The 13459-nt window shown below is 75.5% G+C and carries 9 protein-coding genes; 5 read left to right on the plus strand and 4 right to left on the minus strand.

Translation table 11 applies throughout. The features are described from left to right. The first annotated feature begins 324 nt into the window (after nucleotides 1–324). Genes AB0G56_RS21130 through fxsT form a run of 4 tightly spaced genes read left to right on the plus strand, consistent with a single transcriptional unit; the run spans nucleotide 325 to nucleotide 8349 of the window. Complete coding sequence (locus AB0G56_RS21130) at nucleotides 325–1281, plus strand: trypsin-like peptidase domain-containing protein (RefSeq protein ID WP_360971455.1); 957 nt, start codon at nucleotides 325–327, stop codon at nucleotides 1279–1281. Next, nucleotides 1278–2783: a hypothetical protein gene (locus AB0G56_RS21135; RefSeq protein ID WP_360971458.1), complete on the plus strand. Its 1506-nt coding sequence runs from the start codon at nucleotides 1278–1280 to the stop codon at nucleotides 2781–2783. The genes AB0G56_RS21130 and AB0G56_RS21135 overlap by 4 nt, the downstream gene beginning before the upstream one ends. After that, on the plus strand, nucleotides 2780–3856 hold the full coding sequence (locus AB0G56_RS21140) for a MoxR family ATPase (RefSeq protein ID WP_360971460.1): 1077 nt from the start codon (nucleotides 2780–2782) through the stop codon (nucleotides 3854–3856). The genes AB0G56_RS21135 and AB0G56_RS21140 overlap by 4 nt, the downstream gene beginning before the upstream one ends. Then, the gene (gene fxsT / locus AB0G56_RS21145; RefSeq protein WP_360971463.1) at nucleotides 3853–8349 is read left to right on the plus strand and encodes an FxSxx-COOH system tetratricopeptide repeat protein; all 4497 of its coding nucleotides are present in this window, start codon (nucleotides 3853–3855) and stop codon (nucleotides 8347–8349) included. The genes AB0G56_RS21140 and fxsT overlap by 4 nt, the downstream gene beginning before the upstream one ends. Before the next feature lie 47 nt (nucleotides 8350–8396). Here fxsT and AB0G56_RS21150 read toward each other — a convergent pair whose 3' ends face one another. Genes AB0G56_RS21150 through fxsA form a run of 3 tightly spaced genes read right to left on the minus strand, consistent with a single transcriptional unit; the run spans nucleotide 8397 to nucleotide 11025 of the window. Beyond that, nucleotides 8397–9623: an HEXXH motif-containing putative peptide modification protein gene (locus AB0G56_RS21150; RefSeq protein WP_360971466.1), complete on the minus strand. Its 1227-nt coding sequence runs from the start codon at nucleotides 9621–9623 to the stop codon at nucleotides 8397–8399. Continuing rightward, nucleotides 9620–10849 (minus strand): FxsB family cyclophane-forming radical SAM/SPASM peptide maturase, encoded by a 1230-nt coding sequence (locus tag AB0G56_RS21155; protein ID WP_360971469.1) that lies wholly within the window; start codon nucleotides 10847–10849, stop codon nucleotides 9620–9622. Before AB0G56_RS21155 ends, AB0G56_RS21150 begins: the two co-directional genes overlap by 4 nt. Further along, nucleotides 10846–11025 carry an FxSxx-COOH cyclophane-containing RiPP peptide gene (gene fxsA, locus AB0G56_RS21160; RefSeq protein WP_360971472.1) on the minus strand — a complete coding sequence of 60 codons (180 nt, stop codon included), beginning with the start codon at nucleotides 11023–11025 and terminating at the stop codon, nucleotides 10846–10848. Before fxsA ends, AB0G56_RS21155 begins: the two co-directional genes overlap by 4 nt. 371 nt (nucleotides 11026–11396) lie before the next feature. Between fxsA and AB0G56_RS21165 the strand changes: the two genes are divergently transcribed. Continuing rightward, complete coding sequence (locus AB0G56_RS21165; RefSeq protein ID WP_360971474.1) at nucleotides 11397–12881, plus strand: chloride channel protein; 1485 nt, start codon at nucleotides 11397–11399, stop codon at nucleotides 12879–12881. On the opposite strand, the gene AB0G56_RS21170 is transcribed toward AB0G56_RS21165, so the two are convergent. Next, nucleotides 12853–13338, minus strand: coding sequence for a CU044_2847 family protein (locus tag AB0G56_RS21170; RefSeq protein ID WP_360971477.1), 486 nt, complete (start codon nucleotides 13336–13338; stop codon nucleotides 12853–12855). The two genes, AB0G56_RS21165 and AB0G56_RS21170, sit on opposite strands and share 29 nt — an antisense overlap. Nucleotides 13339–13459 lie beyond the last annotated feature (121 nt).

Genomic DNA, 13459 nt, shown 5'->3' on the forward strand with positions numbered 1-13459 from the left:
GGATCAACGTGCTGTTCGCGATGCTCCGCGACGGCACCTTCTACGAACCCAGAACCCCACGCCTCGCTTGACGAAAGACATAGAGGCACCCCCCCGGCCCCGCCGGACGCGCACGGGTCGCCGCGCGCGAGGCGGCTTTCCCTGACGCGGCAGGGTTTCCGCTGCTGAAGGGGTGGAACAACGCGGCCGCGCCGGACCCGCCCGTACCTGTCACCGCCCGTGCCCCGGCTCGAAGCCCCCTCTTCACCGGATTCGGGCACATAACTGTTACCGGCAGCGGTTGTCTGTCAACATCGTGCAAAGGCGGAGCGAACGGGGCGCGTGGTGTCGCAGTCGATCGAGGACTCATGGCGTGTGCGGATTCTCGGCGCGGACAACACACCGGTGGGATCGGGTGTTCTGGTGGACGGGGGGCGGGTGCTGACGTGTGCTCATGTCGTGCAGGGCGCCCTGGAGTTGACCGGACAGGAGTCTCCCGGGGGGCGGAGTGTCGCCGTCGACCACCCCGGTTCCCTGACCGGTGAGGTGTCGTACGCCTCGGTGCTGCCGCAGGGCTGGGCGCCGCCCGACCAGGAGCGCGCGGACGTCGCGGTCCTGGAGCTGAGCGGTCCGCCGCCCTCCGACTGCGTCCCGGCCCGGCTGCGCCCGTGCGGTCCCGTACGGGAGCGGGCCGTACGGGCCTTCGGCCAGTCCTCGGCCGCCTCCCCCGGCGTCTGGGTCGCCGCGCGGCTGCTCGGCGCGGGCGGGCTGAGCCCGGACTGGATCCAGCTGGACAGCCTGGAGGGCGCCGACGGGCGGGTGCAGGGCGGCTACAGCGGGGCCGGCGTCGTCGACGGGGACGGGGGTGTCATCGGCATCGTCGTCGCCGTGCGCCGTCCGGCCGGGTCCCGAACCGCGTGGATGATCCCCGTCGAGGCCGTGGTGCGCTACTGCCCGCTGCTGGCCGACGCGGTGCTCGGCGAGCCCGCTCCCGGGCCCGCCTGGCCGCGCGGCGCCGACCGGGAACTGACCACCGCGCTGGTGAAGGTGCCCAGCATGCGCGACCCGCAGCGCCGCGAGAGCGTGCTGCGGGACGCCGGGGACGAGATCTTCGACCTCGCCGAGCGGTCGCCGGTCCTGGTGGAGGACGTGCGCGGGGTCGTGGCGCTGTGCCTGCAGTACGCGGACGGCATCGACCGGCTCGCCGCCGCGCTGCGCTGGTACGAGCGGGGCTCGCTGCCGATGCGGGAGTTCGAACGCGTGGTCCTGCGGCTGCGCGGCGACGCGGGGCCGACGGCGTGACCGGAACCGGCGACACACCGCGCACCGACCTGTTCTGGGAACTGGCCGGCCGCATAGCGCGCATCCCCGGACTCGTGCACCCGCTGCCGCTGCGGCGCGCCGCCGAGGCGTTCGCCGAACGGTTCGGGCCGGTGGACACCGAACACTCCGGCATGGTGCGCGAGGACCTCTACGCGACACTGCGCGCCTGCGACGCCTACCCGGAGGGGCTGCGGTTCTACCTGGACCGGCTGGGCAGCGGACGTACCGGGACCCTGGCGTGGGCGGCCGTCGAGCACATGTACCTGCGGCTGTACCCGGAGCGGCTGCTCACGGCCGCCGAGCACGAGGAGTTGTGCGCCCTGCTCGCACAGCGGTCCGCCGCCACGCCCCTCGGTCCGCTCGCGCTGCGCTTCCTGCCGTTCCTGCCGCGGCCCGCGACGGACGAGAGCACCGGGCCGGAGGCGGTCGCGGACCTGCTCGACGCGCTGGAGGACGCCCTCGTCCTGCCGGACGAGGCGCACCCGCTGCTCTGCTTCGTCGAAGCCGTCGCGGCGGGTCAACAGCGTTCGCCGGCAGTCGAGTTGCAGGCGTGGAACGACAAGGTGGCACACCGCATCGGCTGTCCGCCGGAGCTGCTGCGCCGGGTCCGCTCCCGGGAGCGGACCCGCGTGGGACGCCCGGCCGAACCGTACCGGCTGCTCGTGGAGATCGTGGCGCACCCGGCGGCGCCCGACGAGTACCACGTCCGGGGCTGGCTGCTGGCGCCCGACCCGCAACCGCCCACCCTGCTCGCCGACTGCCGGGCGGCCTCCCGGGCCGCGCTCGAGGAGACCGTCGCCGCACTGCACCAGAGCGCGCTGGAGCGGCTCGGGGAGCTGAGCGCCGGACTGAGGGTGGAGTTCCTGCTGCCCCGGCCGCTGCTGTGGCTGGACGTCGACCAGTTCCCGGTCCGGCCGGCCGGTTCGGTGCCCCGCCCGATCGGCGCCGACCACACGGTGCTGGTGCGCAGCCGCGACCGGTTCCACAAGAGGTACTGGTGGCCCGCGCTGCACCGCCGTCTCGCGTGGCTGGAAGCCCACCCCGAGGGCGTCTTCGAGGCACCGGCCGTACAGTACGTCGCGCACGGCCGCGCCCCTGCGCCGTACGACCTGCTGAGCGAACTGCGCGACGGGCAGACGCCGTTCTGCTACGTACTGCTCGACCCCCCGGCGTACGACGGCGATCTGGCGGCAGACCCGGTCTACGTCCTGCTGGAGGTGGGCATTCCCGCCATCGTCGCGCTGCGCCGCCAGGGCCACCACGCCGACGCCCGGCCCCAGTTGTGGAATCTGCTGGCCGGGAGGTTGGACGGGCTGCCCGACCGGGTACGACATCTGCGGGGCGTCAATCCGGGCGGGGGCGGGTCGGCGGTGACGCTGGACCTGCATCGCCACGTCACCCTAGTGTGGGACAGCCAAGACGGACTGGAGGGGGCGGAGGCCGCGCTCGGGCATCCGCGGACCGGGGGTGGCCATCCATGACCGGGGAGACGACCGATCAGCGTGAGGCACGGCAGCCCCGTCCTCCCGCCTGGTGGGTGTTCCGGGACAACGGCGCGCAGCACGCGCCGTCCGAACCGCTGCCCCCGCTGCCCGCCCCGCCGCCCTGGCGGCGCTTCAGGCCGGGCACCGACAGCCCGCCGCTGGACATTCCCGACCCGGGCGACCACTGGGACGTCGAGCGCAAACTCGGCTCGCGCCGCGCGGGCACTCTGGACCACGCCGTCGTCGATGTCATCAACGCCGCGATCCAGCTGCGCCGTCCGCTGCTGGTCACCGGGCAGCCCGGCACGGGCAAGTCCAGTCTGGCCCATCAGATCGCCGCGGAGCTGGGTCTGGGCCGGGTGCTGTGGTGGCCGGTGGTCAGCCGTACGACGCTGCGCGACGGCCTGTACGACTACGACGCGATCGGCCGGGTGCAGGACGCGCCCGTGGGGGCCGGCCCCGGACTCAAACGCGAGCCGCTGCCCGACGTGGGCCGCTATCTGACGCTCGGCCCGCTGGGCACCGCGCTGCTGCCGTGGAAGCGGCCCCGGGTGCTGCTCGTCGACGAGCTGGACAAGAGCGACATCGACCTGCCCAACGACCTGCTGCACATCTTCGAGGAGGGCGAGTTCCGTATCCGGGAGCTGGAGCGGCTGGGCCAGTCCCGGCGTGAGGCGAGCGTCGGCACGGCCGACCACGGCCTGCCGGTCGTGGTGCGCGACGGGCGGGTGCGCTGTTCGGAGTTCCCGGTGGTGGTGATCACCAGCAACGGCGAGCGTGCCTTCTCGCCCGCCTTCCGCCGCCGCTGCCTCGAGGTGGAGCTCGCCGCTCCGGACGAGGCCCGGCTGGCCGCGATGATCGAGGCGCACTTCGGTGCCGGTGGGGACCCGCGGACGGCGGAGCTGATCCGCTCGTTCCTCCAGGAGCGCGGGGACGGTTCGCTCGCGGCGGACCAGCTGCTGAACACCGTGCACATGCTCACCAACGGCGCCGCCGACGCCGACGAGGCGTCCTGGACGCAGTTGCGGGCGGCGCTGTGGCGCAGCCTGGCTACGGACGCCTCGCCATGACCGCTCTGGCGGGCCGGTCGCCGTCGGCGCGCGAATGGGCGGAGGCCATCTGGCTGGCGGAGCGCATCGGGACGGACGGCGGCCGGTGGCCGGACCGGGCCGGGCCGGGGCGCGGGTCCGCGAGCGGCGCCGGGCCGGGCGACGCCGCGCGGGGTACCGCGGGGGCGGAGGACGCCTCCGGGGCGGGCAGTGCGTCCGGGGCCGCGAACTCCTCGCTCGACGGCACCTCACCGCAGGCGCGCACCGCCGCACCGGTCCCGCCCTCCACCGGCCCTCCCCCCGGGCCGCCCGCTCCTCCCTCCGAGGGGCAGCCCGCCGGTGCCGGGCCGGACGGCTCGCCGCTCCGGCCCGCGACGCAGGCGGCGCGGTCCCGCCGTGACGCGGACGGCGACGGCAGCGAGGCGCGGCCCGGACGCCTCTCCCGGGGGCCGCTGACCGACATGGGGCCTCCGGTGGGCGCCGTGGCCCTGTTCGACGCCGACACCCGCCCGGGTGTGCTGCGGGACCCGCTCCGCCTGGCCCGCGCCCTGCGTCCGCTCAACCGGCGGGTCCGCTCGCGCCGCCGGTTCACCCTGGACGACGAGCGGACCGCGATCAGGTCGGCGGAGCTGGGCCGGTGGAGTCCCGTACTGGCGGACGTGCCGGACCGCTGGTTCGAGGTCGCGCTCGTCGTCGAGCAGAGCGTGTCGATGTCGGTGTGGCAGGGGGTCGCGGACCGGTTCGCCGAACTGCTGCGCCGGCAGGGCGCGTTCGCCGACGTACGGGTGTGGTGGCTGGACACCCGCGGCGGGAAGGCGGCACGGCTGCGCTCGCACCAGGGCGGTCCCGCGCGCGCCCCGGGCGAGCTGTTCCACCCGCAGGGGCGGCGGCTGGTCCTGCTGATGAGCGACTGCGTGGGTGACGCCTGGGCGTTCGGCAGCGTGCCCCGGCTGCTGCACCACTGGGCGCGGCACGCGCCCGTCGCGGTGCTCCAGCCGCTGCCCAGCCGCCTGTGGGACCTGTGCGAGGCGGTGCCCCGGGACGTCCGCGTGCGTGCCCTCGCGCCGGGGCTGCCGAACGCGCTGCTGCTCCTGCGCAGCGGCGCGCGCTGGGTGCGTCCGGGTGCGCTGCCCGTGCCGGTGCTCGAGATGGAGGCCTCCTGGTTCGCGGGCTGGGCGCGCATGGTCGCGGGCGAGGCCCCCGCGCACAGCGACGTGGCGGCCCTGCTGGTGGACGAGCAGGGCCTGGCACCGCAGTGCCTGCCGCCGCTCGCCCCGGAGCACCGGCCCCGGCCGGTCTCCCCGGAGCAGGCGGTACGGCGTTTCCTGCGGCACGCCTCCCCGCAGGCGCGCCGGCTCGCCGCGCAACTGGCGATGGTCCCGCTGCGGCCGGAGGTGGTCGGGGCGGTGCAGCGTCTGCTGGGGCGGGCGGCCGGACCGCTGCCGTTCGCGGAGATCCTGCTCGGCGGCCTGCTCGCGGCGGACAGCGGCCCGCACGGTGACGGTCCGCAGGGCGGCGGCCCGCGCCTGGAGTTCCTGGAGGGCGTGCGCGACCGGTTGCTGTACGGCCTCGGGCGCACCGAGACCCTGCGCACCCTCCAGGAGGTGTCGCAGATCGCCGGGCGGGCCATGGGTGCGCGGTCCGGGCTGCTGGGCACACTGGTGGCCGCGCCCGCCGACCTGGACGCGGCCGCGCTCGGACCGGCCGACCACGAACTGCTCTCGGCGGCGGCACCCGCCCTGGCCGCGCTCGGACCGGCCTACGGAGGCGCACTGGCCCGCGCACGGGCGCATTCGTCTTTGGGCGGGCCCGCGGGTGGGGAGGACAGCGGGCGTCGGTCCGCACCATCCGGCGCGGCCGAAACGCCCGCCACTCCACCTCCCAGGGAACCGGCTCAGCGCATGGAGGACGTGTCGATGGATCCCGCCCCTTCCCGTACGACGCCACCGGCCACCGGCGTCGAGCGGCCCGGCCCGCCCGTGGGGAGCACCCACACGCCGGCGGCCGGGGCCCCCCGGCCGGCCCGCCTGCCGCGGACCATGCCGCTGCCCCAGGCCTCCTACTTCACCGGCCGGGAGGAGGAGCTGGACAGGCTGCGGGCCCTGCTGAACTCGGGCGACCAGGTGGCCGTCCTGCCGTACGCGCTGTACGGGATGGGCGGGGTCGGCAAGACCCGGCTGGCCGTGGAGTACGTGCACCGGCACCACACCGAGTACGAGCGGATCTGGTGGATCGACGCCGAGCAGCCCGCGGTGATCCGCCAGCAGCTCGCCTCCCTGGTACCGGACTTCGGCCCGGCGGCCGAGGGCCCCGGCGACCCGGTGGACCGTGTCCTGGCGGCGATGTCGACCGGTGAGCCGTTCCGCCGCTGGCTGCTCGTGATGGACAACGCGGGGGCGCCCGAGGACGTCGTCCCCTACATCCCGTCGCTGCTCGGGGTGGCGCAGGGCGCCGGGCACGTCCTGGTGACGTCCCGGCACTCCGGCTGGGCCGACCGGGTGCACGCGCTGCACGTCGACGTGTTCTCCCGGCAGGAGAGCATCGGTTTCCTGCGCCAGCGCACGCCGTGGGCCAGCCAGGAGGAGGCCGAGCGGCTCGCCGAGTCGCTGGGCGACCTGCCGCTGGCGCTGGAGCACTCGGTGGCGGCGCAGGCCCAGTCGGGCATCGGGACCGGCGCCTACCTGGAACTGCTCGAACACCGCCGGCAGGAGTTGCTGGCGGAACCGCCGTCGTCGGGCGTCCGGCCGGTCGCGGCGACCTGGCGGGCCTCGGTGGACCTGCTGCGCGCGCAGAACCCGCAGGCCCTCGAACTGCTGCGGCTGCTGGCCTTCTTCGGCCCCGAGCCCGTCGCACAGTCGTTCCTGCGCGACGCGCGGCTGCTGAACCTGCCCGACGACCTCGCCCCGGTCGCCCGCGACGAACTGGCCCGGGGCCGGGCGATCCGGGCCATCAACCAGTTCTCGCTGCTGAGCGTCAACGCCGCCACCGGCACGCTCCAGGTGCACCGGCTGCTCAGCGGCGTCCTGCGGGACGAGCTGTCGCAGGACGAGGCCACCCGGCTGCGGCACCTGGTCCACGAGATCATCGCCGCGCACGACCCGGGGGACTCCCAGCGCCCGGAGAACTGGCGCAACTACGCCGACATCCTGCCCCACCTCGAACCGTCCGGGCTGCTGGACTGCGGGGACGGCGAGGCCCGGGACACCGCGCTGAGCATCCTCGGTTACGTGATCGCGCGCGGTGACTTCCGGGGCGCGGCGCAACTGGCCGGGAAGGTCGCCGGCATCTGGCGGACGACGCTGGGCCCGGACCACGTGCAGACGCTGTGGGCACGCCGGCAGCAGGCCAGCGCGCACTGGCAGCTGGCCGAGTTCGAGGAGTCGCAGCGGATCAACGAGGACGTGCTCGCCCGGCTCCGCGCCACCCTGGGCGACGACCACGAGTTCACCCTGACCGTGGCCGGGGCCACCGCCGCCGACCTGCGGGCGGCGGGCCGCTTCCCCGACGCGCTGGCCCTGGACCGCGACGCCTACGACCGCAGCGTCCAACTGCACGGCGCGCGCAGTCCGCACGTCCTGACCGTCGGGCACAACTACAGCGTGAGCCTGCGCGTCAACGGCCTGTACGAGGAGGCGCTGGCCCTCGACGAACGCATCCACGACGCCCGGCTGGAGATCCTCGGCCCCACCGCCCGCTCCACGCTCTTCTCCATCAACAACGTGGCGCGCGACATGCGCGAGTGCGGCCGGTACGCGGACGCGATGATCCTGCAGAGCAGCACGGTGGCCCGCTACCGCGAGCAGTACGGCGACCGGCATCCGCACACCGCGCGCGCCATCAAGAACTTCTCGGTGACCTGCCGCAAGGCCGGTGACTTCGAACAGGGGCTCGCCCTGGCCCGGGAGGCGCTGGAGCTGTACCGGACGCTGTTCGGCCCGGACCACGTCGACACGCTGGCCGCGCTGACGAACATCTCCAACGACCTCAGGCTGACCGGGGACGCTGAGGGGGCGCGCGAGCACAGCGCCGACGCGCTGCACCGCTACCGGTCCGTGCTGGGCCCGGGGCATCCGCTGACGGGCGCGGCCGGTGTCGACCACGGGGCGGCGCTGCGCGCCTCGCACCAGCACGCGGAGGCCCGCCGGGTCGACGAGGAGACGGTGGCCGTGCTGGCCGCAGCCCTCCCGGACGACCACCCATGGCTGCTGCTGGCCCGGGTCAACCTCGCCACCGACCTGACCCACGGGGGCGAGCCGGAGGCGGCGCGGACGCTGGGCGAGGAGTGCGCCCGCGCCCTGGAGGCCCGCTACGGCGACCGCCACCCGGCGACGCTGGCCGCGCTGACCAACGTGGCCCTGGACATGGCGGCCACGGGCGACACCGAGGCCGGCGAGGAGCTGCTGACGTCGGTGCGGCGGCGCTATCTGGCGACCCTCGGCCCGGATCATCCCGAGAGCCGTGGCGCCGCGGCCGGGGTCCGCGCGGAGTGCGACATCGAGCCGCCGCCGATCTGACGCTCCCCGGGCCGGCGGTGCCGGACGAGGTCCGGCCGCGGCCGGGGTCAGAGCGGTGCGGCCGCCCATTCGGCGAGGACGTCCCGCAGGGCGTGCAGGAGCAGGTGGCCGTTCTCGGTGAGCCAGGCGCCGCGCTCCAGTTCGTCGGCGGCCAGACGGGCGGTGCGCCGCCACCGTTCGTACGGGGCGCGGGCGGCCGGGTCGCCCAGGGCGGCCTCGGTGCGCCAGAACGCGGCCGTCACGAGGAACGCCGAGGCGCCCTGCAGCAGGGCCGAGGGCGGCCGGGGCCGACCGCTCCAGGGGGCGTGGCCGCGCGCGCCGGGCGGCGCGTGGAGCAGCCGGGTGAGGTCCTGCAGCGCGTAGAGCAGCGAGTGCTGGGTCTCGTGGACGAGAGCGGCGGCGAGTTCGGCGGGGTCGTCGAGCGGGGCGAGCGCCACCAGGCCGAAGGCGTCGCTGAAGGAGGCGCTCAGCCAGCGGCCGGGCGCGCCGGCGGGAACGCCCGGGTCGAGCGGGACGACGGCGCGGACGGTGCCGCGTACCGCGTCGGCCCGCTCGGGGTGGCGGGTGGCGAGGTGCTGCCAGGCCGCGCCGAGCCGGGCCCGCCACCGGGCGAGTTCGGGCGGTGGCGGCGGGCCCGGGTCGTTCAGGGAGGCGTGCGTGTCGAGGCGTACGCACAGCCGTGGGCCGGGGCCCGCGAGGGTCAGGTGCGGCAGCGGGGTCCAGCCGGGCGCGGTTGCGTGCCGAGCGTCCGGGACGGTGACGGCGGCAGGGGCGGTGGTCCGGGGGCCGAGGGCGGTCACGGTGGTGCCGTGCGGGCCGTGTTCGACGCGCACGGTGCTCATGTCGGGGGCGAGGGCGGCGTGGCCGAGTCCGGGCAGGTGGAGGGCGCCTTCGCGGACCGGGACGTCCAGGCGGAAGGGGAGGCGGGCGCGGTGCCCGGCGGCCGCGGCGAGGGCGGCGACCGTGTCGGGCCTGCCCTCCCGTACCGCCCCGGCGAGCAGGGTTCCGGCGGCGGGGTCGGTGATCAGCGCGTCGAGGACGGCGGGCGAGCGGTGGCGTACGGCGGTCAGGACGGCGAGGGCGTGGTCGCGGACGGGGCCGCCGCGCGGGTCGTCGTTCAGGGCGCGCAGCAGCAGGAGGTTGCGGCTCGCGCGGGCGGTGCGCAGCAGGCGCACGGTGGCGGGGTCCGGTGTGCCGCGCGCGAGCCGGCGCCACAGGCCGGGGGGCAGGGTCAGCGGGGGTGCGGGCGCGGCGGCCCGGTGATCGTGCGTCAACGGCGGGCCCCGGCTGCTCGGGCGAGGTCGGCGCGCAGGACGTCGGCCACGTGCCCGATCAGTGCCATCAGGTCGGGGCAGTACACGGAGGGGTTGAGGTAGCCGTTGTCCGCGCGGTAGCGGTGCGGGTAGTGGCCGCCGCCGCAGACGGCGCCGACCGGGCAGGCGCGGCAGGGCGGGGCCAGGGCGCGGGCGCCGAGCTGGCGGGCCACGACTCCGGGGTGGTCCAGGAGCGCGTCGAAGGAGTGGCGGTGGACGTCGAGGCCGCTGCGGTCGGCTCCCTCGTAGGCGGACTTGAGCTGGTCGGAGAGGGTGAGGGCGCCGTCCGTGTCGACCACGGCGAGCTGGCAGGGGGCGCCGCCTATGGTCTCGGTGCGGGTGACGCCGCCGAGCAGGAGGTCGAGGACCGACTCGAAGAACGCGATGCGCACCGGTGGTCCGGGGGTGCCGTACCAGCGGTCGAAGACGGTGGCGAGCCACTGGCCGTAGGGGGTGTGGGCGGGGTCGGCGGTGCGGCCCGGCGGGCGGGCCGTCCAGTTGCCCAGCGGCAGCAGGAGGCGGAGCGCGGGCGGGGCGTAGGACAGCAGGTGCTCGTAGGTGGCGAGCGGGTCGGCGGTGACGTCGACGGTGCACAGGAGGCCGGCCCACACGTCGCGGTGCTCGGGGGCGGCGAGGCGGCGCAGGGCGGCGGCGACCCGGGCGTGGCTGCCGCGTCCGGCGTGGTCGCGGCGGGCGCGGTCGTGGGTGCGGGCGGTACCGTCGAGGCTGACGGCGATCTTGACGTCCTCCTCGTGGCACAGGCGCAGCACGGCGTCGTCGAGGAGGATGCCGTTGGTCTGGACGACGACTTCGGCCGTGGTCCCGGCGGGGAGCCGGGCGCGCAGGGTACGGGTGAGGGCGCGCAGCAGGTCGGTTCCGGCGAGCAGTGGTTCGCCGCCGTGGAGGATGACGCGCAGGGACTCGGGGCGGTGGTGCGCGGCGTGTTCGGCGATCCGGTGGCACACCTGTGCGACCGTCTCCGGGGACATGGTGTGCGGCTGGGCCCGCCAGTGCTGGTCCTCGGCTTCGTAGACGTAGCAGTACGTGCAGGCGAGGTTGCAGCGGCTGTGCACCTTGACGACGAACTCCCGGAAGGGCAGGGGGCGGGTCCCGGCGGCGCGCAGGGCGGCGACGTCGAGGAGGTCGTCGGGCCAGCGGCCGTGCGGGGCGCGGTCGGCCGGGGTCACGGGGCGGGGGTGGTGAGCCGGCGCGGCCCCTCGGCGGTGTCGCCTCCGGAGTCGTAGGCGGCCACCGGCGCTTCCTCGCCCGCCAGGTGACCCAGGACGCGGCGCAGTGCCGCGGACAGCGCCGAGTCGGTGCCCTCCAGAATGTCCTCCAGGGGCAGCCCTGTCAGATCCGGCATGTCCGCCGTACGCTCACCGGCCCCGCTCGGCATCGGCCTCAGCCCCCTGTCGCCACCGCCTGCTGACTGTCCGTTGATCCGACTTTGAGGATAACCAGAGGAACGTGGGCAGGTCAGCCCGTGATTCGGGCGCGACCGACCGGTTCCGCTGGGGTGTATTGGACGGTTGTGCGATGGGGTGTCAGTACGCTGATGATCCGTCATCCCCCGTTCGGAGCTGCGAGGTTGACCTTGCGACCGGTCTCCCGTCACCCTTGCCGAGGGGGACGGTGTCGGGTGGCGGGAGTATGCGGGTGAAAGCGGGGGCGCGTGGTACGGAGGAACGTGCACGGCGCTGGTCCTTACGGTCTCTGACCGCTCGGCTCCTGCCCGTGGACGGCGCGGACGACTCGCAGGCGCGCTGGGTCGTGCCCGCCGTGCTCATCGGTGCCGTGGCCGGGCTGGGGGCGGCGGCGCTGTTCGGACTGCTCCACCTGTGCACCGGCTGGCTGCTGGAATCAGTGGCCGGTTACCGGCCCTACCGCACGACGGCGGAGGGCGGATTCCTGGAGCTGGAGGCCTCCGACCGGCCCTGGCTCGTGCCCCTGGTGGCCGGCGGGGGCGCCCTGGCCGCCACCGTCTTCGCCCTGTGGCTGGCCCCCGAGGCTCGCGGACACGGCACGGACGCGGCCATCGCGGCGGCCCACCACGATCCGACGGGCATGCGGGGCCGCGTGACGGTGGTCAAACTCGTGGCGTCGGCCCTGACGCTGGGCTCGGGCGGCTCGGGCGGTACGGAGGGGCCGGCTGCGCAGATCTCGGCGGCGTTCGGGTCCGTCATCGCCCGGCGCACCGGCATGTCGCGGGAGCAGGCCAGGACCGCTCTGGTGATCGGGCTCGCCTCGGGGGTGGGCGCGATCTTCCGGGCACCGTTCGGCGGGGCGCTGCTCGGGGCGGAGATGCTGCACCGGCGCGGCATGGACGCGCGGGTGCTGCCGAAGGCGCTGATCGCCTCCGTCTCGGGCTGGCTGATGTTCGGCGCCTGCTTCGGGTTCACCCCCGTGCTGGGCCACCACGCGGGGCAGGCGGTGGGCGGCATGGGCGGGTTCGCCCTGGTGGCCGTGGTGGGTGTGGTGGCGGGCGGCGCCGGGCGGCTGTACACGGCCTGCTTCTACGCGGTGCACCTGCGGGTGGAGGCACGCGCGCGCGGGCTGCTGTCCCGGCTCGCGGCGCCGACGGTCGGGGCGCTGCTCGTGGGCGGGCTCGGACTGCTGGTACCGGGCGTGCTGGGCACCGGTTACGGGCTCATGGAGGCGGTGACGCAGCGGCAGGTGCTGCTGGACCTGCCGCTGGCCGTGGTCCTGGCGCTGCCCCTGGCGAAGATCGTCGGTACGGCGCTGACGGTCGGTTCGGGCGGTTCCGGCGGCATCTTCGGGCCCGGCATGGTGGTGGGCGCCGGTGTGGGGGCCTCGCTGTGGCGGCTCGCCGAGCCGCTGGGCATCGCCCCGCACAGTCCGCTGGTGCCGGTGGCGGTGGGCATGGCGGCCTGTCTGGGTTCGGTGGCCAACGCGCCGCTCGGGGTGCTGGTGATGGTGGCGGAGATGCTCGGGGACGCCGCGCTGCTGGGACCCGGCATCCTCGCCGTGCTGTGCGCGCAGGCCGTGACCGGCGGCACGACGCTGTACCGAAGCCAGCTGGAGCGGGTCGGGGACGTGCCGGACCTGGTGAAGGAGCCGGTGCCTGTGGTGGGCGTGACGGCGCAGACGCAGCGCACGGTGGTGGCTCCCGTGCGCCGGGAGCCTCCCGAGGCGGATGCGGTGGCGGATGCGGTGGCGGACACCGTGCCGGTCAAGTCGACGGATCCGATGGCGCACTGACACCGGGCGCCTGACTGCCACCGGCGCCCGCGCCCGGCCCCGCAGCACCCGCTCCGGCGCCCCCGTCCCGGCCTTCCTCCCCGTCGTCGTCCTCGTCGTCGTCCTCGTCCTGCTGGTGTTGCTGTCCGGGGGTGCTCTTCTCCCAGACCACCTTGACCTTCACGTGGCCCTCGACGCCCGTGCGGGCGATGACCGCGCCCGCCTCCACACTGAACTTCACCCCGAACTCCAGCTCGACCGTGGACGGCGGGGTCGGCATGGCCGTGATCCGCCGCAGGGTACGGCCCGCGACATCGCGGATCTGATCGAGACCGGACTCGAAGCCGTCCACCGGTTCCGTCCGGGTCCCGCCGCCGCGCCGCCGGGCGCGCTCCACCCCGGGATCGTCGTCGGCCATCTCGACGTACACTCCGGCCGACCCCTCACCCAGGTCGAACCGCACCAGTTCGCCGCTCATCGGCTCCCCCTCCGCCAGGCCCTGCCCACGTCCCTTCTGGGCCGTGTCGTCCAGGCCGCCAGGGCGAGCCCCTACCCGCCGGGGACCCGCCCGAAGCGTCGGCGGCAATCGCCGCGCGGGC

The organism is Streptomyces sp. NPDC021356, assembly GCF_040641015.1.
Lineage (GTDB): Bacteria > Actinomycetota > Actinomycetes > Streptomycetales > Streptomycetaceae > Streptomyces.